Here is a 20,447-nt window from a genome sequence, read left to right on the forward strand (position 1 = left end):
TTACTTAACGCCGGCACGGCCGGAGGAATATGTATTGCCGGCAAGGCATGTCGTCATGACGAGTGCAGCGATGAGTCCGAGATGCTCGAAGAATCCGTTCAACGCGAAAACACGCGGATCGCCTGTCAGGTTCCAGAAGTCGTTCGCGACGAGCATCGCTACGGCCGTCAAGACTCCCAACCCGCCCGCGCCCAGCCACACGAACCGGTTGAGGATCACGCAGGCCGAACCGCCAAGCTCGACGACTATCGCGAGCGCTGCCCACAGCCATCCCGGATGCAGGCCGAAGTGTTGCTGCTCGAGCATGGCGCCATGAAAATTCGCGAGCTTAACGACGCCCCCGATCACATACATGGACACGAGCGCCGAGCGCACCACTACCGGCTGCCAGCGCTGTGCGAGCAGCGTCGCGATCCACGGTGGATTTCCTTGTGCGTGTGTGCTCATGTCAGACCGCCCAGCAGGCACAGCCGAGCGCGCCCCAGAACGAACGCAGATCGGAGGTCGGTGCGCTGTTCGACCACGCGCGCGCATGGTTGTGACCATGCACGGCGCAACCGTTCGAGCAAGCACACGACGACGCCGCAATTTGCTGCAGCGAAGCTTCAGCCTCAACTCCGGCCTTCGAATCCTTCCATGCCGCGAAGCCACCGAAGCGCCGCACGGGCGACCAGTCGGGCATCGCCGGAGGCGGCGCGCTGTCGTCGAGATGAGAGAACGCCGCAGCGCCATACACGATGCGGCCGCCCACAATCGTCAGCTCTGAAACTGTGTTCGCGATGTCGTCCTCGGGGCACGCGAAGAAGTCGCGATCGGGAACGATCAGGTCCGCGAGTTGACCCACGGCGATCTGGCCTTTCCTGCCTTCCTCATTGGAAAACCAGGTGACCATCTCGGTCCACATCCGCAGCGCCGTATCGCGGTCGAGACGATTACGCTGCGGATAAAGGCGCAGCCCGCCTACCGTTTTGCCCGTCACGAGCCACGCAAGCGACACCCACGGGTTGTACGATGCGACACGAGTGGCATCCGTGCCCGCAGACGTCCGAACCCCCTTCTCGAGCATGCGCGCGACCGGCGGCGTGGCCTCAGCCGCGGCCGAACCGTAACGTTCGACAAAGGACTCTCCCTGGTATGCCATTCTGTGTTGAACGGCTACGCCCCCGCCGAGCGCGGCGATTCGATCCATCGAGCGCTCGGATATCGTCTCCGCGTGGTCGAAGAACCAGTGGATGCCATCGAGCGGAATGTCGCGATTGACTTTCTCAAAGACGTCCAGCGCACGGCTGATGGTCTCGTCGTAGGTTGCATGCAAGCGCCACGGCCAGCGGTTTTCGGCGAGCACGCGCACGACCTCTTCCAGTTCGTCTTCCATCTGCGCCGGCATGTCCGGTCGCGGCTCGCGGAAGTCCTCGAAGTCTGCTGCGGAGTACACCAGCATCTCGCCTGCACCGTTGTGCCGGAAATAGTCGTCGCCCTGCTTGTACTTCGACGCTTTCGTCCAGTTCAGGAAGTCCTGCTTCTCCGCCTTAGGCTTCTGCGTGAACAGGTTGTACGCAAGGCGCACTGTCATCTGCCCTTCATTGGCAAGCTTCTGTATAACTTCGTAATCCTCAGGATAATTCTGAAAACCACCGCCCGCATCGATTACGCCGGTCACGCCAAGCCGGTTCAGCTCACGCATAAAATGGCGAGTCGAGTTTACCTGATAGTCGAATGGCAGCTTGGGACCCTTCGCCAGCGTCGCATACAGGATCGACGCATTCGGCTTCGCAAGTAGCAACCCAGTTGGGTTGCCATTGCCGTCGCGCATGATCTGTCCGCCGGGCGGCTCCGGCGTGTCCTTCGTATAACCGACCACACGCAGCGCCGCAGCGTTCAGCAACGCCCGGTCATAAAGATGCAGGATGAAGACAGGCGTGTCGGGTGCAACGGCATTCAGCTCCGCGATGGTGGGCAACCGCTTCTCGACGAACTGCTGTTCGGTGAAGCCACCGACCACGCGAACCCACTGCGGTGGCGGAGTCACTGCCACCTGGCGTTTGAGCATGTTCATCGCATCGGCCAGCGAGCGCACGCCGTCCCACCGCAGTTCCATGTTGAAGTTCAGGCCGCCGCGCACCACGTGTGTATGGTTGTCGATGAGTCCCGGCAGAACGGAACGTCCCTTCAGGTCAATCACCTTTGTCGCCGTTCCGGCCAGCGACATGACGTCGGCATTCTCGCCAACAGCCGTAAACTTGCCATCCCTGATCGCGACCGCGCTCGCTGTCGGGTTCGCCCGGTCTAGCGTCGTAAAGCGGCCGCTGTGAAGGACAAGATCAGGGGTAATTGCAGATGCTTTCATGAGTGCCGCTCCTTGCTATCGGCATTCTCTCGGCTAGCCTGTTCCACCATATGACCGCGCAGCGGCATGACGGACAGGGACGGCGCACTGTGCGACTCTTGCGGAGCCGTCGAAAGTGGCGAACCGAAAAAGAGATGCTTGCTTACGGGAATGATCTGCTCGCCGCCCAAAATGCCGAGCAAGCCGACGAGCGCGACAAGCGGAGGTGCCGGTGAACGCACACGAATCAGGTTATAAATCACGCCGACCAAGATGCCGGCTAACAGTGACAATAAATAGGCTTTCATCGACACACCTTGGTCGCATCGTCCGAGCATGAAAACAGCGGCTGGCGCGCGAGCGCGCCAGCCTTCGCCGCCATTTAAGGTCAGTGACCCTCGCTACCGCCGAACATCGTCTTCGCGTAGACAAGGCCGAGACCGTAACCGCCGCCGTGCTGGATCGACGTCGCCACAGTCTGGTTGTACGTTTCGCTGCGTGCCCAGTCGCGTTGCAGTTCGAGCAGATATTGCAGCGAAGTCATGGGACGAGCGCCTGCCTGCACCATGCGCTCCATCGCTCGCTGATGGGCTTCGTCGCTCACGTCGCCGCATGCATCGGCAATCACATACGCTTCGAAGCCCTGATCGATCGCGGACAGCGCCGGACCAACAATGCACACGCTCGTCCACAGACCCGCGAATACGATGCGAGGCTTGCCGATTGCATTGACGCGGTCGGCGATACGCTGGTCTTCCCATGTATTCATCGACGTGCGGTCGATGATGTCCGTTTCCGGGAAAACCGATTTGATCTCGTCGAAGATTGGGCCGGAAAAAGTCTTCGCGGCAACCGTAGTCAGAATGGTCGGGACAGCAAACTCCCTGGCGGCGTTTGCTACGAGCGCTGCGTTGTTACGCAGTACGACTGGATCGATCGACTTCGTCGCGAAGGCCATCTGCGACTGATGGTCAATCATGATCAGCGTGTGGTCGGCCGGTGAAAGCAGTCGCTCTCCCGGTTTGGCTTGAGCTTGAGGCATGTGTTCTCCAATGTGGAATCTGCAAACGTGACATTGTGTGATGAAGACCGATCCATGCTGCCGGCGCTACCGGAGTTCACCGCAGCGACTGGGCAGGATGTGATCCATCACCTAACGAAAGAGCGGCGACGCAATCGGTGTTGTTGGGTCGTCTCGGATTCGTTGGCAGAATGATGCCGTGGGGTTCGAGGTGGAACAACGACAGGTTCGGTTCATAGGTCTGAACCAACTCGGAAACTGTGGAAGGTCAGATGGATTTCATCGCACGAATGAAGAAAGAAGTTACCGACTACTCAATCCGGGGGCACGAACAGATGAACGGGTTTCGATGTTCAGTGGAATCGGAGGCGACCTAGCGCCAACAACGCGCGAGTGTTGTTCCCAAGCCTGACATTCTTCCACGCTCTCTGAGGCAGGACGTCGCGCTGCCTGCTGATTTCTTGCGCAAAAGAGAAGTCCTGCAGGCGACGGCATATATTTTTGGAGCGCTTACCGCGCTCCTCTGCTTCCTTTATGTGCATGTGCACTACTAGATTCGGCCAATTCATGGAAACGCGCTTCTGTGCAACGCTTTGACAATGACGATCAAGACCTTTGCCTTACAAACGACTGCCGGTACAACGCCGTTACTTGTCAATTCAGTTTCAAAGTCCGCGCTGGGATTGTCAGCAAAGCCGTTGGAGTGAGATGGCCAAGCTACGTATGTTGCGCGTGTCTCTGCGCGTCGCCGAAGCCGGCAGTATTACGGACGCGGCCAACGTTCTCGATTGCGGCGTCGCGTACATCTCGCGCGTCGTTTCGTAACTTGAAGATGATTTGCACGCCAGATTGTTTGACCGGTCGGTCAAGCGATGAAGATTACATTGACGACTGCTGCGACGCGAATACTAATGCGGAGGCGGCGGGTGTCCGCGGGATCAGGGGTCCAAAACTGGGGCGGACCATAGATTTTCCGTGCGTGAGCTAGCGAATTTCTCCGGGGAAATGTGAAACGTAACCGCGCTGCTTAGATAAGTTTTCTTATAGTGACGAGGCGTGCGCCGAAGCCGTTCCAGATGAACAGATCCTCGGCGACGCGTGGGGTAATCTGCAGCCGGAGATGAATCCGCTGACTCACTAGCCACGAACCCGAACTCCAATAACTCCATCTTCGGCCTGAGGGCTTGCGCTGCCGACAATGGGCCTAGGCGCAGTTCACGTGTGCGTGACAGAGCGCTTCGCCAATCCTTGTCACCAAGCCCACCACCAAGGCGTTGCCCATCAGCATCGCTCGCGCCGCGTCTGAAGCCCGACCATGTTGCGTGAACCCGCGCGGGAAGCCATTGAGCTCTTCGAGTTCCTCAGGAGTCAGGCGGCGAACAAGGCCGGAAGCCTCTCTAACCGCATGCTTCGTTCTAGACGCGGTCGAGCCACCTTCCGACGTGATGATGGTCCGCGATGGACGGTCCAAAGGGTCAGGGAACGCCATCGCCCCTTCCGCATACTCATACGCAAAGCCATCTTTCTCACGCGGCACCCTCTTGGCAGCCTTCGCCGCCAACCACTTCGGCGCGTCCTCCTCCCGCACATAGAACGCTGTCGGCACTGGTCCCGTCTTGCGCACAACATCTCCGAGCGTTAGCGGAGAGACCGAACCTGTAAAGGCGCTGAAGTCGTCAATTGCGTTTGCCTTCGCCGTACCTGTCCATACTTTGCCGGCAACCATGATTCCGCTGTTTGCAAACCGGCTCTTGCCGTTCGAAAGCGGCCGATACGTGAGCTGCTCGTTGAAAGGCTCATCGCGCAAGGTCAAAGCTGGAGCCGATGCGTCAAGCTCATTCACCAGTGCCGCGGAGAACGCGCGGCTCAGAACCGATTGCTTAAACCACGTCGCACCACCCTCGCCAACGCCACTAGCAGCCCGCTCAGCAACGCCGGTGGTAACGTGGTATGCGACGATGAACACTCGCCGGCGGCGTTGCGGAAAGCCGTAGTCAGCGGCGTTGACCACACGCCACTCGACCGCATAGCCCATGCTATAGAGCGTGGACAATACCATCGCGAAGTCACGACCTCGGCACGCAGCAGGAGACGAGATGAGACGGTCGACGTTTTCAAGGACGAGGTACTTCACTGGCTCGCCTTCTGCGATTCGCTGCCTCAGCAGTTCGGCAATCGACCACCAGAGCACACCCTTTTTGCCTTCAATGCCCTGCGACTGCGAGAGCGGTTTGGCTACAGAGTAGTCTTGGCAAGGAAAACCTCCAACGACGACGTCGGGGCGAGCCTTGCGAATCGCTGTGCGTCCTGCTTCGGATTTCAGTACCTCGGCGATGTCCTCGTTCAAGTGAACGTCGCCCTGCCACCGAGCTTGATATACAGCGCTTGCATGCTGGACCTTTTTGCCAGGTTCCCACTGATTGCTCAACACGATTTCGAAGGGGTTGCCGTGCACTTGCTCAAGGCCGAGCCTGAAGCCACCGACACCGGCAAAAAGTTCGACTACGCGAAGCGGGTTCTGAAACTGGTACGACGTGTTGACTGCTGCCACCGTGGTTCTCCGAGGAAGGACGATGGGCAGTCAAGGGAGACGTGTTTATATTTCCGTCGAGGTAAATTTTTAGAAGACGGTCAGGGTTCGGATTCGACAATGGCGCGAAGCTACTTCGGTAGCGAGCGAAGTTCCGTCGATGCGGATGACGGCATCGGGGCGTGCGCTCGTCGCAGGCAAAGCAACGCCGTGTGCGTCGGAGTAGCTGTGCGCACGTGAGCAAAATTTCCTTGGCACGCGCTAATTTCAGAGCGCTCGCTATATGGTGAGTGCCGACTTTTAGTTGACGGCATGAATTCAGACCTCGACCGGTCCAGACTGGCGAGGCTTTAGGCACCTATCAAATTGAGAGAGAAATGACGGACGTAGCTCACAGCATCAACTGCATCCAACTGACCGGCCGCTCCGCATCGGAGGCACTGGACTACATCCGGCGATATGCGCAGGAAAATGGCGGACTTGTGTGTGCCCAAGTTCCCGCGGCGCAACTCCCGCCTGAAATTCAAGGCGTACTCGAGGAGGTGGCATGCATTTGCATCACGACGCCAGCAGAGCTTGATGAGAGCAGTGAGCCGCTCACGGTCGAATGCTTTGATGTGTACAACATAGATGGGCCGAATCTTCCGGGCATGGCAACGGTATGCCTGGTTGGAGGGAGAATCGAGTTGGACGCACGGAAGCTTTCGTTGTTCGACGCCCTTGAAAGCACTTTTCCTGTGGTCTTTGTGCACAAGACTTCGTGGACATTTATTGCGTATCCATGGAACCCGTCTACGGACCTCGATTTGCTTCAATGCGCAATGATGTCCTCTGGCGAAAACCACAGGCCGCTTCGCGACGAAAACTGTCTTCAGGGGCAAGCTGACTACGTCAAGGCTGTACGAGCGAAGTGCCGCCCGTCCTGGTATGGAAGCATGTACGACGCTAAGGAGTTGATTGAATCTAAGGGGCGCGAGCTTAAGGTGCGTCGAAACTAGCGAAGCCGATCATAGTCAGGCCGGAATATCGGCATTAAAGGTTATGTCGTTTTCTGAATTCCTTTGGACGGTTCTTCTCGCAATCCCTTTCGATAGATGTCTTCCACCGAAACGATCGCGGCCAGAAGCTATTCACTAGCGAGCCCACTGATGCCCACCTCCGTCAAACGGGTAATGAGCGCCGGAGCCGGAATTTAAACGTTGTTTATGAGCAGCACACTGCTTGCGGGGAAATCCATTTCGTCGCCGCCCGGAGACGCAAATTTCGGCTTCGAGACCGATGGAATTTAAAACTCTCGTCCTAGACGTACATGTCGCCCGTCTCATATCCACATCAACAGTTCGAAGCCAGGCGGATTACTCCATATATTCAGTTGAGGATGTTCCTTGAATGCAGTCGCTATATAGGCAAGACGCATGGTCCGAATGCGTCGTCAACCTGCGGCACGGTGCGTTGAACTGTGCTAAGGAACAAACTAACTGGCAACAACTGGCTAACTAGAAACCGTCAGGAACTCATAGACATGCAAGACTTTGACTACACTCTTCTCAACGTCGGCGGCCTGCGCCTCGCGCATGAATTTGCGTCGGAAAATCAGCTCGCCGGAAAGGTGCCTGGGAACCTGCCGATTCTCACGTGCCCCCTGGATGAGAATCTGTTAGCAACCGTTCAGCGTCAGAAGACCGGCGTCTGCTTCGGATATGGCAGCATGGGCGTAGGTGATGACCGACTCCTCACGTTTCGTCTACAGGTCGGTGGCATTCAGATTTACTGGCTTGCCGATATCACTGACCCGGAGGTATGGAGCGCAATGGACCTGTGGCATCGACAGCGGTATCTCCCTCACGCGTTTGAGACGGCAGTCGGAGGTCGCGGACTTGTGGGTGCGTTCGGTCGAGTTGGAATCGGCTCGGATGCACCAATCATCGGGGAGTATCGGACACTGCAGTGCGCGGAGGAACCCGATGGGATGTGGGAAAACTTGACTTACGTTGCTGCAAGCGGATTCATGCAACTTCATGCGAGCACCGACATTCCGGGCGTCCGCCTTGAGAACGTTCTTGTCAACGTGCTCGTAACAAAGCGGTACATGCCGCGCATTCAAGGAACAGTCTTCTCAGAGAAGCCGACAATCGCAGTTCGAGGAAACGCTGGAACGAGTGGAGTACACTGATTTCACCCCCTCATGCTTTTGATGGAAAGTCTCGCGTCCAATCTGATTCGAAACGCACGGCCATCTTGGTCGTGCTTTTTTTATGTCCGACCTGCCACGGTTAGCTGACCAACGCTAGACACGGGGCGCTGCTCAAAACCCGAAATGTGCTCATCGAGCGCGGCCCCGTTGAAGAGATGAGCGTTCCCGGAGTCTTTGCCGCAGGCGATGCCGCCACCGCTTGGGCAAATGCCTCATTCGCCGCTGCAGCTGGAGTTGCCGCCGGCGTCGCTACTCACCGCTCAGTCATTTTCGGCATCTAGACCCGACAGTCCCGAGTCATTGGAAAGAGAAGTCGCCTCGGCGGCACTCGGAGGCCTCGGCTGCGCAACAAAATCAGCAGCTTCAAGGACGACCCGGCAGCCGTTTTGTGGCAACGTCTTCTGCTTGATGGCTCGAGCGATTCGCGGGTGGTTAAGCTGGAATGCGAGCAGCATTTCCTGCTGGGTCTGATTCGCCATGGCCACATAAACTCCGAACGTAGCTTGCAAGGTCACCTGTTCGCCAAACTGCGTCAGCGGATGCGCGCGGAAGGTGAGCCAAGTCACAAAATTTTTATTGAGCCGCTGGTCAGGCTTGGTTCTGAGAATCGCGTCGTACGTCCCGACGTTGTCGTCTGTAATTCAGAGGAAGTGATATGCGTCGTAGAACTGAAATACACACCTACGTGTCGTCTCCACTGGAGAAGCCATAACGTGACAGGCTGCGCCATCAGTTGCTTCAGCTCGATAGTCTGCTGTCGGGAAACAACGTCGACCGTGAACTCATAATCACGACCGATTCTGGACTCACAGATTGCGCGCTGGAGCAGAAGAACCTGTGCATCAAGCGGGGGCTCAAGAATGAGTGTCCTGTTCGCCTTCGCCAGTCCAGCCTCAACGAACAGTGAATGGGCCGACCTACACGACATCGGGCGCAGCGAGCGGAAGCCACTCCTTCGTTACGAGCTTGTGTGTGCTCGTGTCCCACGCCATGTACTGCCCTCTTAATTTGTTTTTCGAGATTGCACTTGCGGCCCATTGCAGGCAGCCAACAAACCACGGCCCGAACGCGGAGATTATGTGGAATTCATAAACGTGCCGCGATGTTAGCAATTGTCCATTCGCCCGATTGGAGCCTCAACAAAATCGCAGGAATTGGAGATTTATTTGCTAACCAGGCTTCTGTACAAAAGCTAACGTCTGAGTGCAGGCGTGCAGCGCTTTGCGAAGCGTAAACGTCACCTTTCAAAAACCGTCTTTTTCTCCTATACATATCCTTGCACACAACAAACAACTAACTTACATTTCGCGGACCGGGGTCGGCAGCAGATAGTCCTCATGCTGCTGACCACTCTTCCTTTACTCGTCTCGCTTTGCAATTTGGGCAGAAGGCTACACCGCCTGCGCTGTGCAAAGCACCACCGCAAGGAGTGGACATGGAAGCGAGATTACACGGCACGGATGAGACAACTGAGGCGTCTGGTTCTGCGGCACTTCATCGCGATGACAACCGCACGGTTCCACCGGGTCGCTTGCTTGGAGTCACCGCAACGGGGCCGGTCTATCGGGGGCTACGCGAATATACACTTGCACCCGTGGCAGGAATTTTTGCGACACTGCAAGAACTCGCGCAGCGAATCGACCGGGATGATGCAGTCGTCACGTCGTCTATTGCGAAGCGAGTTGCGGGCAAAGACGCCTACCAGGCCTGGCTCACGCTCTCCGTTTCGTGCGCAGCTCAGCTTGCGCAATTGAGTCCACGTGGCCGAATCAAATTTCTTAGCTTGGTAATTGCATTCATTAGAATGACTAAGCGAAGTGCCGGGCTGGAAACCATCTACACTGGTGCCATTAACGCGACTTGGCCTTGGCTCTCTGCCTCTACCTGCAATAGCGTATTGGCCTTGGCAGAAGGCTGGAATTCAAAATCTGAAGTTGCCCAGCGTCATCCTGTTGCTGTTGTTGACGTGAATCGGCGCACCGCTGGAATCTACGGGGCGGGTAAGCTTGCTCAGCTTGACCTGGCGGATTGGCGTGCGTCCCAGTCCCTTCAGCAGGATGGTCTTTTGCCCGGGAATACCGGTGGGCTGTGTGACGCGCTTGGCGAGGCAATGAAGAGCCCACTTGAACGAGCTATCGACCAGTTTTTTGGCAGTGATTCCTCGGGCAGGGATAGCGCCGGTTCATTGATGCCGGGGAAGGACACATCTGGCGTTCCGGGAGGATTGCCGAGCGCCGGTGATTTACCGGGCCAGAAGAACTCAGCTGGGGGCCGCGGTCAAAGTATGGAGGACAAGGCATCGGACCTGATGGGCAGCTCCAAGTCTGGTGGTATCCCCGGCGGCTTGCCGAGCGCGTCAGACCTACCGGGCCAACACAAGGACAGCAAACCCGGCAAGTCTATCGAGGCCACGGTTGACGGCCTTCTTGCCGGCGCGCCGACCAACGAGTTTTCGGGTGGCGGTGTGTCGAGCTTCTTGCGGGAGCACGGCTCAAGTGGATTCAAATCTGGCATCTTCGATCGAGCGACTCCCGGAGGGCCATTCGCGCCGCCAGGACAACTTGGCATCAATGGCAGAGGCGGAGAAAAGGATGAGGACGAGGCCAATATTGCGAATGGCGTTATTGCCGTTGGGGCTACTGTAATCGCAGTAGCGCTCGTTCCGGAGGTACCCCTCATCGTAGCGGGGGCCGCTATTGCCGTGGGTGCCGCCGGCGGGTGGCTAATCGGAATGGGACTGAGCGGCGTCATCCATGGCCACGACAAACCAGAGCCACCAAAACACGAGCCTCGTAAGGGTGACCTCTATCCCGACCCATTCGGAGAAGGCGGCGGCAATCCAGCACAGTTACCCGCGTTTGACGGGTCCGGAGGCGGCAATCCCGCCACGCTACCAGACATTGATGGGCACGGTGAAGGGATGCCCAACACGATATGGGGAAAACCTACTGGAGGCGCCTCAATCTGGGATGATAGCTTCGGGGGACATGGACCGACAGTGAAGCCCGAAAGCTTCGCCGTGCCCGCGCTCGTCGGTCCGGGGCTGATGGTTGACGTTGTGCAGGTCGGACGCTCAGCACTCCGTTACTAGCGGCTATTCTCAAACACCCGGAAATCGTGTTGCACGGGTGTCCGTCATGTTTAGCCGCTTCCGAATGACTTCAGGCGCTTGTCCTCGATGAATTTGAGAAGCATTCCTACCGATATTTCGAGAGGCGGGGTGTTGCTATTTTCGCTTTCGACGGCGGGGTCTATTGCCTCGAGCTCGCGAATGACACAGGCGCGCCGGGCGTTCGACGCTGATTGGCTCATTTCATCACTTTATGTATCGGGACTAAAACGAAGTGGTGCGGTCTGGTTCAGCGACTCGGACCTCACGGCTTTTTGTTACGCGCTGTGCTCACAAAGCGCTTTGCCAGAATCTGTACTCGCTGCTCGAGAACCTCCGTTGTCGGTTGGTCTGCGAGAAGCCCGTCAAGCGCCAGGAGAAAAACCTCAGCTGCCGCGGCGTCTCCCAGTACCGTCGTGACACATTCATGCGCCACCGCTCGATGCAGAGCATCGACTTCCGGGTCTAGCCGCTCACAGACGTCGAAGAACTCACCTGCCATCGGAGCGCCGAGCATTTCTTCCCATGGCTCGAGGACCATCAGTCGACACACATCCATAAGACGCGATAGCTGAGCGTCGGGGCCCGAAGCAGCAGAGCGGGCTGCTGGGTGTCGGGAAACTAGCCAGTCAGTGAAGACCGCTATGAATATCTGCTCCTTGTCCTTGAAGACGCGGTAGAGCAGCGTGCGTGAAATACCGGCACGCTTTGCAATGTCATCGAATGACGTCTTTGCGAATCCGAAATTGAGGAAGCACCATCGAGCGGCGTCGAGGATGCTCCTCCGACGCGCAGCGACCTGTTCAGGCGTATGTGTGGCTGTCATGTTCACACTTTGACAATTATTGTTTATATTGTCAATGTCGGCACAAAAAAAACGTGCCTCAGTGCGCGCCGGCAGTTACCGGAATTGCACCCAGTCCACAATTCTCACGACTTCTCGCGACATTTGAGAATTCTCGAGCCCGGTGAGAATTCCTAGACCCAGCTTGAGATTGCCGAAGCGGCCTGCTGCTCGTGCCCTAATGACAGCCACGAGGTCGCCCGATAATCTCGGTAACGTCGGGATTTTTTCTTTGCTTGGGTGAGAGCCAGGAGCGACCTATTCTGTAAGTCCCGTCTGCCACCAAGAGACTCGCCATGGAACCCTATGCAATCGACGTGGCCTTCGATGGGCCGACGATGTACATCGACTTGTCTGATGGCCGCGCTATCCAATTGCCCCTACGCCTGTTCCCTATTCTCGACGAAGCATCCCGCGAGCAGCGCGAGCACATCGCAATCTCTCTGGACGGCCAGCAATTATTCTGGCCCGAGCTCGACGAGGACATGAGCGTCACCACCCTGCTAAACGCTCTCGCGCACAAGACCATGCATTGAAGTATTTGGGAACTTTCGCACTTGCTGACTTGTGCCTCTTTGTCTCAAATGCTCCGAATAACAACAACCAATCTCGCAGGTCAATGCGGCATCGATGTTGAAACAATGCTTCAACATCGATGCGCCGAGGACGAAAATCGGGGAGTTACCGACCGTTACAGATTAGCGCGAAACGTTGCATTTCCGGGTGGGTCGAGCGACTAAGCTTCATTGAGCCGTCTCACAGTCGGGGCAAATTGGCGAACCGACGGGAAGTCACATCATGAAGTACGCAATCTCGCTGCTGTCAATCGCTGTGACCGTCTGCGCACCCGCGTCAGCAGCTTTGGCTCAAGCCAATGTTGGTGGCTACTACAACCCGATTCCTGCGCCACCACCGCCGGTATTTTACCAATCCCACTACGCCCCCCCGGGGGCCTATGGGGCGCCGGGCACTTATGTCACCCAGTCCTATCCACCGCCAGTCGTGCACGGGCCACCGGTCGTCGACAGCTATGGTCAGCGGGGCCGTGGTTGGCACAAAGGCTGGGAGCATCACCGCTGGAACGACGATTGGTGACGGGCGACCGTTTGCGTTGAGGACGTCTCACTCCATATCCACCGGAATTGCTCCGATTGGCGCGACGTGCTACTGCGCGGCGCCCTCGATAGGCTGCAGCTCTGCCAGCTTCTGCTCTATGAGCGGCCGGAACTCCGGCGCGGCGGACGGCACGCGCGAGCAGAGCCCGCCAATTTCGTTGTTGCGCTTCATGATGGCCGGCAGCGTCTTCTCAATCAGGGCGTTAATGTCGACCGTCGGCATGGTCAGCCCGCCGCTCGCGCCAAACGACCCCAAAAGGGCCACGAACTGGTATCCAGTGTGGCGCTCCCAGAGCTTGAACGCGGGAGCCGTCAGACGGGAGCGCAGGTCCTCGGGTGCCGAGCGCTTCATAACGGCGTCCCGACTGGAGTCCGTCCGGTCGAAGATGAAGACGTAGTGCGGGGTTTTGCCCGTATTGATGGCGTCAAAGATGGCCCGGTTATTGGCCATGGCGGCCGCCGGCTCGCGTGTCGACCTTCGTGCTCGTGCTGCATCTAACCCACGTGCGTCGCTCATTCCCACCGCCTGTTCATTTGACACCCTCGACCTCTGATGTAGTCGCTCGAGCCTTGGCCGCTCTCGTGGGAGCGGGACAAGCTTCTGCATGCATCGACTGGAAACAAGTTCAGAAATGACCGCGCCTCGTCCATTGAACGACTGGCGAGCCAGCCGTCGTAGTCCGACGGCCGGACAACGACCACAGAGCGCTTCTCGTCTCCGGGTTTGTGAAATCGGCGCATCAGGGCGTGCTCGTTCGAGTTGACCGTTAACATCGCGCACGAAAGTGATTTGCCCCCCTCGCCTTCATCCCACTCCCGCCAAAGACCTGCGATGCCGAAGGTCTCGCTTGACGCCATCCGATGCGCCAACGCATTTTCCTTGGTGTTGACCATCAGTAGCGGTAGCGGCACGAAACGATGTTGATTTGCGTGTTTGCTACTTCGTAGACCAAACGATTCGTTTCATCAATGCGGCGCGACCAAAAACCAGTCAGGTTTTCCTTCAACGGCTCAGGCTTACCGATACCTTCGAAGGGCGAGCGCTGCACGTCCCCAATGAGTTGATTGATGCGCCTTAACGTCTTTTTGTCTTGCCCCTGCCAGTAGACATAATCGTCCCAAGCCTCGGCAGTCCACATAACGTTCAAAGCGCCGCTCATTCGGTGTCGTCAACCAGCGTGCGGGGCTGTAGTGTACCCGCGCGCGCCTGCGCAATGGAGCGCTCAAGATGGGCTACGTTTGCCGGGGAACGCAGAAGATGGACCGTCTCCATCAAGCTATCGTAGTGCTCCTGGGACATGACAACCGCATTCGGTGCGTCGCGGCGGGTAATGAGGGTCACGTCCACGTCCTCAACAACCTGGTCGATGACGCGCTTTAGATTGGCGCGAGCGTCGGTGAAAGGGATGGTACGCATATGTCCTCCTTCGCGATTGACCTGTACCGATACAGGTACAACTCTACCATGTGCTAACAGACGAAGAGGCGCGTGGGGACTGGTATGCGTACGACATGTGCGTCTACCGGTTGGACCACACGAAGCGTGACCGCAACAGCATGGTGGCTCCGTACGTTGACCCTCCCGCGCCAGATTTGCCTTGGCAGCGTGAACGCAGACTGCGCGCTGAACGCGCCCGGTATGGGCTTCCCCCTTTTGTGACCCCGCTCGATGACGAGTTACGAAGGTTATGGCGTGGGCACCGCTCGGAGCTTGTGCGCAAACTAGCCCTGGAGGTGCAGTGCGGCCGCTACGCTATCTCCGAGATTGAGGCCCTCGCAGCCGAAGGCTATTGGCGCATGCAAAAGGACTACGCAACCGTCGAGGACGCGAAAAAGTCCTTGGGCCGCCTACGGCGGCGTCTCATGCAGGAACTGCAGCGCATTGGTCCCATCAAATGGCAACGCTGAGAACGAAGTTTCGACGATGCGGACGGCACTCTCCGAGATGCGACGGCATCTTGGAGGGTGCCACTGTCAGATTGGCGGCGGAAGCCGTGCTTCGTAAAAAGCGACTCGTTGTCCGAGTTCGTCGGGGTGGTGCTGCAAGCAGGCATTTCACGTCGCAAGATAGACTAGTTGCGCTAGGGCGCACACAAGGGGCATCGACGCCGCGAGGTCGTGTGCAAGGTATGAACCGACACGGACCAACACCGTTATTGCAGGCGGAGGCGGCCGATGAAGTTTGTCGTCGGGCATCGGGACGCCTACTAGCTAGCACTACACGCCACTCACGTTGGCTCGCAAGACATTGAGCACAATGGTCACCGCGCTGTCATCGGGTTGATACCGAACGCGTTCGGTATCCCAGGCTGGGGTCCGGCTCACAATGGTCGCTGTCGCTTCGCCATTGTGCGCATATACGTCCAGGCGAATCAGCGGCTCGACCTCGGTATCGCCGCGGTTTTGGCGACGAATGAACACGGTTAAGCAGTCGCTGCGCGGGGGCGGCGTCGTGTACCTCTCGGCACACATCTCTAGCAGTATCCACGCCTCTTCCAACGGAGAGAATGGCGGCCTTCCGTAAGGGGTGACACCGCCCTCAATGGAGCATATCTTCGCGAAGGGTGACATTATTCCGAGGAACTCGCCGTCGTACAGGGATATTTCAAGTAAACGTTCGTCGTCGTGTGCCATGATTGCGACCTCGTCGGTACTCGTCAGTTAGGCTGTCAGCGAGACCCAGAGCAATGCGATAGCGCGCTCCTCGGCGTAATGCTTGCAGCGGTGATTTGTCGCCCAGTGACCCTCTCCGTGCCATGAGCAAGTCGAAAATCAATTCGGGTGGCAAGACTGGAGGCAGGCGTCGGAGCAGCTTGGTAAGCCGACGTCGATTGAGAAAATGTTCGGCAAGAAACGCCGGGTAGCGTCGGCTACCTTCGACTACGATGGCAAATACAGCTCGGCAACGCTCTTGTCGCGCGAGTTCCGTGCGTGAAATGCCTTTGCGCCGGCAAAACTCGTCCGCAGCCAAAAGAATATTTTTGCGCACAAAACTTCGACGCAGCCGCCTGCTGTCTCGTGCGACATCGGCACGAGTCCTATAGTGCATCTTCCTCATTCGCGCACCATTGCTGCCAGCTTTGCTTGTAGCTCGTCGCGGACACGCGGCGCGCTGATACCAAGCTCCGAATCAGTGTGCACAAGTTGGTCACGGCACCACGCGGGCCACGCCTCGTCATCATCGTCAAGTGCAAGCCACCCTCCCGGACGTCTGCGCAGCACGTCCGACCATATCTGCCATCCACGCGGCGCAGCGGCATAGGTCGCGGGGTCCATGCGGCTATGGAAAGTGGCGCCAATCACTCTCGCCTGAAGTGCCGGTGTTAGCCCGCGAGACACACGCCGAATGCTGCCTCTGTACCGCCTTATCCAGCTTGTAGAAAGGACAACTTTCACATCCGGATACGGAACGAGCAATTCAATTAGTATTCCGACATTTTCGAATAAGTGATGACTGGGACGATTCAGGAGAATTGGTCCACGCTTGGGGTGTGCATAAACAGCATCTGGGTGCAAAACGCCGTCATAGTCGAGATAGACCACGAGGCCGCCGCAGCTGCGCGGGGGCGGGAAAAGGTATGCCTCGCCGGCCAAACCTGTCAGCATTCGTACCATCCGTATTCTTGCGCTTCGCAGGCCGGCCTGCGCATGCCCCTGAGTACAATCCGTCGGCGCTTACGGCAATATGCTTCCGCTATTGTGCGAAGCACGTATCTCTCACAATGCAGTACTTCGCTTTGCTCTCGCGTCACCTTGACTGGCCGCAAGACTTGCTTTCGGAGCAGCCAATTGCGCAGATACTGCGGTGATACGAAAAGCAGTTGCACCAGCTCTGCCAGCGACATCAGTTCACGCTGCTTCCCTTTCAATGCGTCAATGGCCTCATCCTTCCCCACGCAACATTGCCGATAGCACCTTGCGGATGATGGAAACGACGTCATCATCGGCTTCGAATACCGTCTCACACTCGAAAGTGTGCCCACTGAAGTCCCGTGAGACTGATTTTGCCGTGCCGCGTAGCAGCTCGATATCCACATTGAACAATGGTGCCAAGTTGCCTCTGTCTTTTCGCCAAGCAAAAACGGTGAGGTCTTCCTGTGTGGGACAAGGCGTACTGTACTTGTCGGCACACAGCTCCAACACTCGTATTGCCTCCCCCCAAACAGTGAGGGGAGCGCCATTTTCGAGGATTACACCTCCCTCAAGTTCGCAAAGCAGCGAGGCTTTGCCGGTCCGAACGCCCTCGTGGATCGTTATTTTCAGGCCCGCGCTTTCGTCAGGGTGGTCGTCTTTTACGTGCATCGAAGCCTCAGGAGCGCAACAGCTTTACGGTGTCGTCGTACATGCACACAGCAAGGCGACACGCGTCTCGGAGTGAGATGTCCGGAAGCGCCGGCGTCGTATCAGCGGCCCACTTCGCAAGCTTTATTACCTCGCCAGAGTCCTCCGAAGACGCACCGAGCGCCGCGAGTCCAATCCGCAACAGTTCGTCGTTCGGATGTACCCGTCCCTCCATTTCAACCCCACGTGCTTCAGCGACTGCGCATAGGCAAAAATACGCGGCGTCGAAAGCGCAGCGATATCGCGTTAGGCTGGAAACCCGGTTGTTGTGTGCATCGCGTAGATATGCTGAGCTGTATGCAAGCCGTGGATGTTCGACTTCCACGCGCGGGCGACCGCCGCGAATCAGGCGACCGATAAGCCACCCGAGCAACGCAGCCGCTGTGGGCAGCCCAAGTAGCAAAGCGCCTTGTTCGAACATGGAATTATTCATCCCCGGCAAAGCAGCTTTAGGGGGTAGTTGGTGGCGAAGCCGACTCACGAAGCTTGCAGTGCCGCGCAACCATCCTTTCAAAGCGCTTGATCAGGCGTTCTCCTTCACGCTTCGTCAATGCATCAAAGTAGACGCTGCAACGCTCGAGTGCTGCGAGCTCCTGGTCCGTCAGGTCGCTTATCGATACAAGCGCGCCTTCCGCGACAGCGTGAGCTTCGATTGCGTGAAGCCAAGTACGGCGTATCAGATCGTGCTCGACCCGAAGCAGCTTTTGAATGCGGTCGTCCGGTGCCACGGATGCAAGGTAGAAAAAGACCTTTCGACCTAGCCATCGAAGCAGTTCTAAGCGCCACTCGACCTCCCCTGGCATTTCCTCCGGGGTGAGCTCGTACGAACGACCAGCTACTTCCATCGTAGCCGGTGCCCCTGCGCGCGACATGACCGCGCGTACGGTCGCAGGGACGTAACGCAGTTGAAGCACTTCCATACCATTCTCGAGTCTCAAGTTCGCTAGCCCAATGTGGGGTATCGGCAATGCACGACAGCGCTGAGCTCCTGCTCTATCGCTACAGCTCGCGGATCGGGCTGAGCATTTTGAAGTGCGAGTCCTGAGTTCCGAGGCGCTTGGCGTCCATCCCCATGGCTCCAGCCGCCAAGAAATTGCGGCGACATGCCCGTCGGGATGGAATTAGTGTAGATGCAAACTCTGTAGATGTAAACTCTGTAGTCGCAAACAATGTAGTCGCAAAATATGTAGATGAAAAGGCTGTAGATTCATCGTCTTCGTTCGGCGATGCTTCGCTTATGAACGAAAACCTCTTGCCCGAGCAGATAGCGCTGCGCCAGCGGCTGTCCTCGAACTTAAAAAGGCTCCGCGCAGCACAGAAAATTTCGCAGGAACGACTTGCCGACCTTGCTGGGCTTCATAGGACCTACGTAAGCCAAGTGGAGCGCATGGTCACAAATGCTTCGCTCGACAACATTGGGCTCCTAGCGAAGGCGCTAGCAAGCGACCCAGGGGAGTTGTTCGCAAAAGTTGAGGAATCAGCGGTTGCACAAGACGCTGGAGGCGTGCCAACGAAGAAATCTAGGCGCGCGATACCTAAAATTTAGCTCGCACCCGACAATCTGAGGCGAGCCAGCTAAAGACGACGTCGGATTGCTAGGTGCAAAGCAGTTCGGGTGCCCAAGGCTGGGCACCGCTAATTTGAGTTGTCAATCGAGATCGGTTGAAATGGAAATCCCTGAAGCGACCGTTGAGAATATAGAAGGCGCGATAAGGAAGCTGGCCGGCCCCGATGCCAACGAATTGCGCCTGCCTGCCCCCAGCACTTTCATGTCGTTCTTTGCCGACGCTGGCCTGCTACAACTCGTCCTCACATGGGCAAGAAAGTCTGCTGACGGCAAAGCCAAGTTCGAAAGCATCATTAACAAGGCGCCCAACTTCACCGAGAGCTTAGAGAAGCTCCTAGGCAGGCCGTACGCACTTGCCGCATGGGTCATGGCGAAGCACCTGCTCGACGCCAATGGGGACCGCATTGGCCGCTCGGAAGGTAAGGTTTTCAGCAACTACCTCGATGCGATGGATGAGTTCGACTTTGCCCGAACTCATCCATCAAGTGATGGCGTCAATCTGCTTTGCGTGCAGGGTTCACCGCGTGAATACATACGCCCGCTGTACGAAGGGGGTAATGGCGAACGGAAGCTGAGACAGTTTGGCGAAATCCGCGTTGTAGTCCAAGCCGCGCTGGCGCACATCGCACAAGACTGGCCCGCCAGAAAGCTGCTCGACATCTCTGAAGCCGCGACGCAACTGACGCGCGAACTCGTCGAAAACTCGGACTGGTGGGCACGTGCCGATGAGCGAGGCGTCTTCTATTCAAAGGGCATCCGCGCAATCACGTTCCGGCTAGTGAGCGTCGACGACGACCGGGTAGAACCCTTCTCGGGCTCCAACACTCATGTCCGAAATTACCTGATACAGAGCTTGGCAGCTGAAAGCAGCGTCCGACATCCGGCGTTAGGAAGCGACAAGAAAGAGGACCTCAAAGAACTGTCGTTCATTGAGCTTTCAATCGTCGATTCCGGCCCTGGTCTTGCCCGTCGTTGGCTGTCGAGTGGCGCCCATGAGAAGCGCCAAATTGCGGACGTGGACGCACTGACACTCGCCGAAGAGGAAGAAGCCGTCGTTGCGTGCTTCCGAAAGTGGGCAACGTCGTCGGGCGATGCCAACCGTGGCATCGGACTCTTTGCGGTGGCACGCCTGCTCCGCAGACGCAATGGCTTCTTGCGCTTGCGAACAGGCAGGCTGTCCTTTCTATTCGGTACCCGCTCAGCGATTGCAGATATCGAGCGGCGCCTGACGTTGGAGCAAAAGGACACTTCCCAACCCTACCTTCAGCTTGTGGACGGGACTCACGTGTTCATGGAAGACGGGAAGATGCTGTTCTTTCTCCGAGCTTGGACGCATGAAGCTCTTGGAGCGGTCGAGGGTACCTCGTTCTCCGTCCTGCTGCCGGTGTAAGGGGAAAAGC

22 protein-coding genes and 1 pseudogene are annotated in these 20,447 nt (G+C 57.5%); 8 read left to right on the forward strand and 15 right to left on the reverse strand.

Annotated features, from left to right (window positions below; genetic code table 11):
- The 5 genes from AB4Y35_RS18235 to dcm form a co-directional block, all read right to left on the reverse strand.
- Nucleotides 1–447 (reverse strand): DoxX family protein, encoded by a 447-nt coding sequence (locus tag AB4Y35_RS18235; RefSeq protein ID WP_368701984.1) that lies wholly within the window; start codon nucleotides 445–447, stop codon nucleotides 1–3.
- A gap of 1 nt (nucleotide 448) precedes the next feature.
- Nucleotides 449–2,347: an amidohydrolase gene (locus AB4Y35_RS18240; protein WP_368705315.1), complete on the reverse strand. Its 1,899-nt coding sequence runs from the start codon at nucleotides 2,345–2,347 to the stop codon at nucleotides 449–451.
- Nucleotides 2,344–2,634: a DUF1427 family protein gene (locus tag AB4Y35_RS18245; RefSeq protein WP_368705316.1), complete on the reverse strand. Its 291-nt coding sequence runs from the start codon at nucleotides 2,632–2,634 to the stop codon at nucleotides 2,344–2,346. The genes AB4Y35_RS18240 and AB4Y35_RS18245 overlap by 4 nt, the downstream gene beginning before the upstream one ends.
- Before the next feature lie 80 nt (nucleotides 2,635–2,714).
- A complete protein-coding gene (locus AB4Y35_RS18250) occupies nucleotides 2,715–3,368 on the reverse strand; it encodes a hydrolase (protein ID WP_368705317.1) in 654 nt (217 codons plus the stop codon).
- Nucleotides 3,369–4,551: 1,183 nt separating this feature from the next.
- Entirely contained in the window at nucleotides 4,552–5,898 is a 1,347-nt protein-coding gene (dcm, locus tag AB4Y35_RS18255) for a DNA (cytosine-5-)-methyltransferase (RefSeq protein WP_368705318.1), read from the reverse strand.
- Nucleotides 5,899–6,254: 356 nt separating this feature from the next.
- Between dcm and AB4Y35_RS18260 the strand changes: the two genes are divergently transcribed.
- The 3 genes and pseudogenes from AB4Y35_RS18260 to AB4Y35_RS18270 form a co-directional block, all read left to right on the forward strand.
- Nucleotides 6,255–6,875, forward strand: a complete 621-nt coding sequence (locus AB4Y35_RS18260; RefSeq protein WP_368705319.1) for a hypothetical protein — start codon at nucleotides 6,255–6,257, stop codon at nucleotides 6,873–6,875.
- Nucleotides 6,876–7,399: 524 nt separating this feature from the next.
- The gene (locus AB4Y35_RS18265) at nucleotides 7,400–8,050 is read left to right on the forward strand and encodes a hypothetical protein (protein ID WP_368705320.1); all 651 of its coding nucleotides are present in this window, start codon (nucleotides 7,400–7,402) and stop codon (nucleotides 8,048–8,050) included.
- Nucleotides 8,051–8,220: 170 nt separating this feature from the next.
- Nucleotides 8,221–8,352: pseudogene (locus AB4Y35_RS18270) on the forward strand (NAD(P)/FAD-dependent oxidoreductase); the annotation flags it as partial.
- On the opposite strand, the gene AB4Y35_RS18275 reads toward AB4Y35_RS18270, so the two are convergent.
- The gene (locus AB4Y35_RS18275; protein ID WP_368705321.1) at nucleotides 8,332–8,637 is read right to left on the reverse strand and encodes a hypothetical protein; all 306 of its coding nucleotides are present in this window, start codon (nucleotides 8,635–8,637) and stop codon (nucleotides 8,332–8,334) included. The pseudogene AB4Y35_RS18270 and the gene AB4Y35_RS18275 overlap by 21 nt on opposite strands.
- 869 nt (nucleotides 8,638–9,506) lie before the next feature.
- On the opposite strand from AB4Y35_RS18275, the gene AB4Y35_RS18280 reads away from it, so the two are divergent.
- Nucleotides 9,507–11,162, forward strand: a complete 1,656-nt coding sequence (locus AB4Y35_RS18280; protein ID WP_368705322.1) for a hypothetical protein — start codon at nucleotides 9,507–9,509, stop codon at nucleotides 11,160–11,162.
- Between the two features lie 283 nt (nucleotides 11,163–11,445).
- On the opposite strand, the gene AB4Y35_RS18285 is transcribed toward AB4Y35_RS18280, so the two are convergent.
- Nucleotides 11,446–12,006: a TetR/AcrR family transcriptional regulator gene (locus tag AB4Y35_RS18285; protein ID WP_368705323.1), complete on the reverse strand. Its 561-nt coding sequence runs from the start codon at nucleotides 12,004–12,006 to the stop codon at nucleotides 11,446–11,448.
- A 314-nt stretch (nucleotides 12,007–12,320) separates the two neighbouring features.
- On the opposite strand from AB4Y35_RS18285, the gene AB4Y35_RS18290 reads away from it, so the two are divergent.
- Together AB4Y35_RS18290 and AB4Y35_RS18295 are read left to right on the forward strand one after the other, a co-directional pair.
- Entirely contained in the window at nucleotides 12,321–12,560 is a 240-nt protein-coding gene (locus AB4Y35_RS18290) for a DUF2442 domain-containing protein (protein ID WP_368705324.1), read from the forward strand.
- A 262-nt stretch (nucleotides 12,561–12,822) separates the two neighbouring features.
- Nucleotides 12,823–13,119: a hypothetical protein gene (locus tag AB4Y35_RS18295; protein ID WP_368705325.1), complete on the forward strand. Its 297-nt coding sequence runs from the start codon at nucleotides 12,823–12,825 to the stop codon at nucleotides 13,117–13,119.
- 69 nt (nucleotides 13,120–13,188) lie between these two features.
- Here AB4Y35_RS18295 and AB4Y35_RS18300 read toward each other — a convergent pair whose 3' ends face one another.
- The 8 genes from AB4Y35_RS18300 to AB4Y35_RS18335 all read right to left on the reverse strand — a co-directional run bounded on the left by AB4Y35_RS18300 (nucleotide 13,189) and on the right by AB4Y35_RS18335 (nucleotide 18,400).
- Nucleotides 13,189–13,590 carry a hypothetical protein gene (locus AB4Y35_RS18300; protein ID WP_368705326.1) on the reverse strand — a complete coding sequence of 134 codons (402 nt, stop codon included), beginning with the start codon at nucleotides 13,588–13,590 and terminating at the stop codon, nucleotides 13,189–13,191.
- 62 nt (nucleotides 13,591–13,652) lie between these two features.
- Entirely contained in the window at nucleotides 13,653–14,033 is a 381-nt protein-coding gene (locus tag AB4Y35_RS18305; protein WP_368705327.1) for an SOS response-associated peptidase family protein, read from the reverse strand.
- On the reverse strand, nucleotides 14,033–14,299 hold the full coding sequence (locus AB4Y35_RS18310) for a Txe/YoeB family addiction module toxin (RefSeq protein WP_368705328.1): 267 nt from the start codon (nucleotides 14,297–14,299) through the stop codon (nucleotides 14,033–14,035). The genes AB4Y35_RS18305 and AB4Y35_RS18310 overlap by 1 nt, the downstream gene beginning before the upstream one ends.
- Nucleotides 14,296–14,556, reverse strand: a complete 261-nt coding sequence (locus tag AB4Y35_RS18315; RefSeq protein ID WP_368705329.1) for a type II toxin-antitoxin system Phd/YefM family antitoxin — start codon at nucleotides 14,554–14,556, stop codon at nucleotides 14,296–14,298. The genes AB4Y35_RS18310 and AB4Y35_RS18315 overlap by 4 nt, the downstream gene beginning before the upstream one ends.
- Before the next feature lie 800 nt (nucleotides 14,557–15,356).
- Nucleotides 15,357–15,773: a hypothetical protein gene (locus AB4Y35_RS18320; RefSeq protein ID WP_368705330.1), complete on the reverse strand. Its 417-nt coding sequence runs from the start codon at nucleotides 15,771–15,773 to the stop codon at nucleotides 15,357–15,359.
- A gap of 420 nt (nucleotides 15,774–16,193) precedes the next feature.
- The gene (locus AB4Y35_RS18325) at nucleotides 16,194–16,754 is read right to left on the reverse strand and encodes an HAD domain-containing protein (protein WP_368705331.1); all 561 of its coding nucleotides are present in this window, start codon (nucleotides 16,752–16,754) and stop codon (nucleotides 16,194–16,196) included.
- A 267-nt stretch (nucleotides 16,755–17,021) separates the two neighbouring features.
- The gene (locus AB4Y35_RS18330; RefSeq protein WP_368705332.1) at nucleotides 17,022–17,441 is read right to left on the reverse strand and encodes a hypothetical protein; all 420 of its coding nucleotides are present in this window, start codon (nucleotides 17,439–17,441) and stop codon (nucleotides 17,022–17,024) included.
- A gap of 488 nt (nucleotides 17,442–17,929) precedes the next feature.
- The gene (locus tag AB4Y35_RS18335; RefSeq protein ID WP_368705333.1) at nucleotides 17,930–18,400 is read right to left on the reverse strand and encodes a hypothetical protein; all 471 of its coding nucleotides are present in this window, start codon (nucleotides 18,398–18,400) and stop codon (nucleotides 17,930–17,932) included.
- 152 nt (nucleotides 18,401–18,552) lie between these two features.
- Between AB4Y35_RS18335 and AB4Y35_RS18340 the strand changes: the two genes are divergently transcribed.
- Nucleotides 18,553–19,026 (forward strand): helix-turn-helix domain-containing protein, encoded by a 474-nt coding sequence (locus AB4Y35_RS18340; protein ID WP_368705334.1) that lies wholly within the window; start codon nucleotides 18,553–18,555, stop codon nucleotides 19,024–19,026.
- A gap of 121 nt (nucleotides 19,027–19,147) precedes the next feature.
- Nucleotides 19,148–20,437 carry a hypothetical protein gene (locus tag AB4Y35_RS18345; protein ID WP_368705335.1) on the forward strand — a complete coding sequence of 430 codons (1,290 nt, stop codon included), beginning with the start codon at nucleotides 19,148–19,150 and terminating at the stop codon, nucleotides 20,435–20,437.
- Nucleotides 20,438–20,447: the final 10 nt, after the last annotated feature.

It is taken from the genome of Paraburkholderia sp. EG286A (genome assembly GCF_040965375.1).
Lineage (GTDB): Bacteria > Pseudomonadota > Gammaproteobacteria > Burkholderiales > Burkholderiaceae > Paraburkholderia.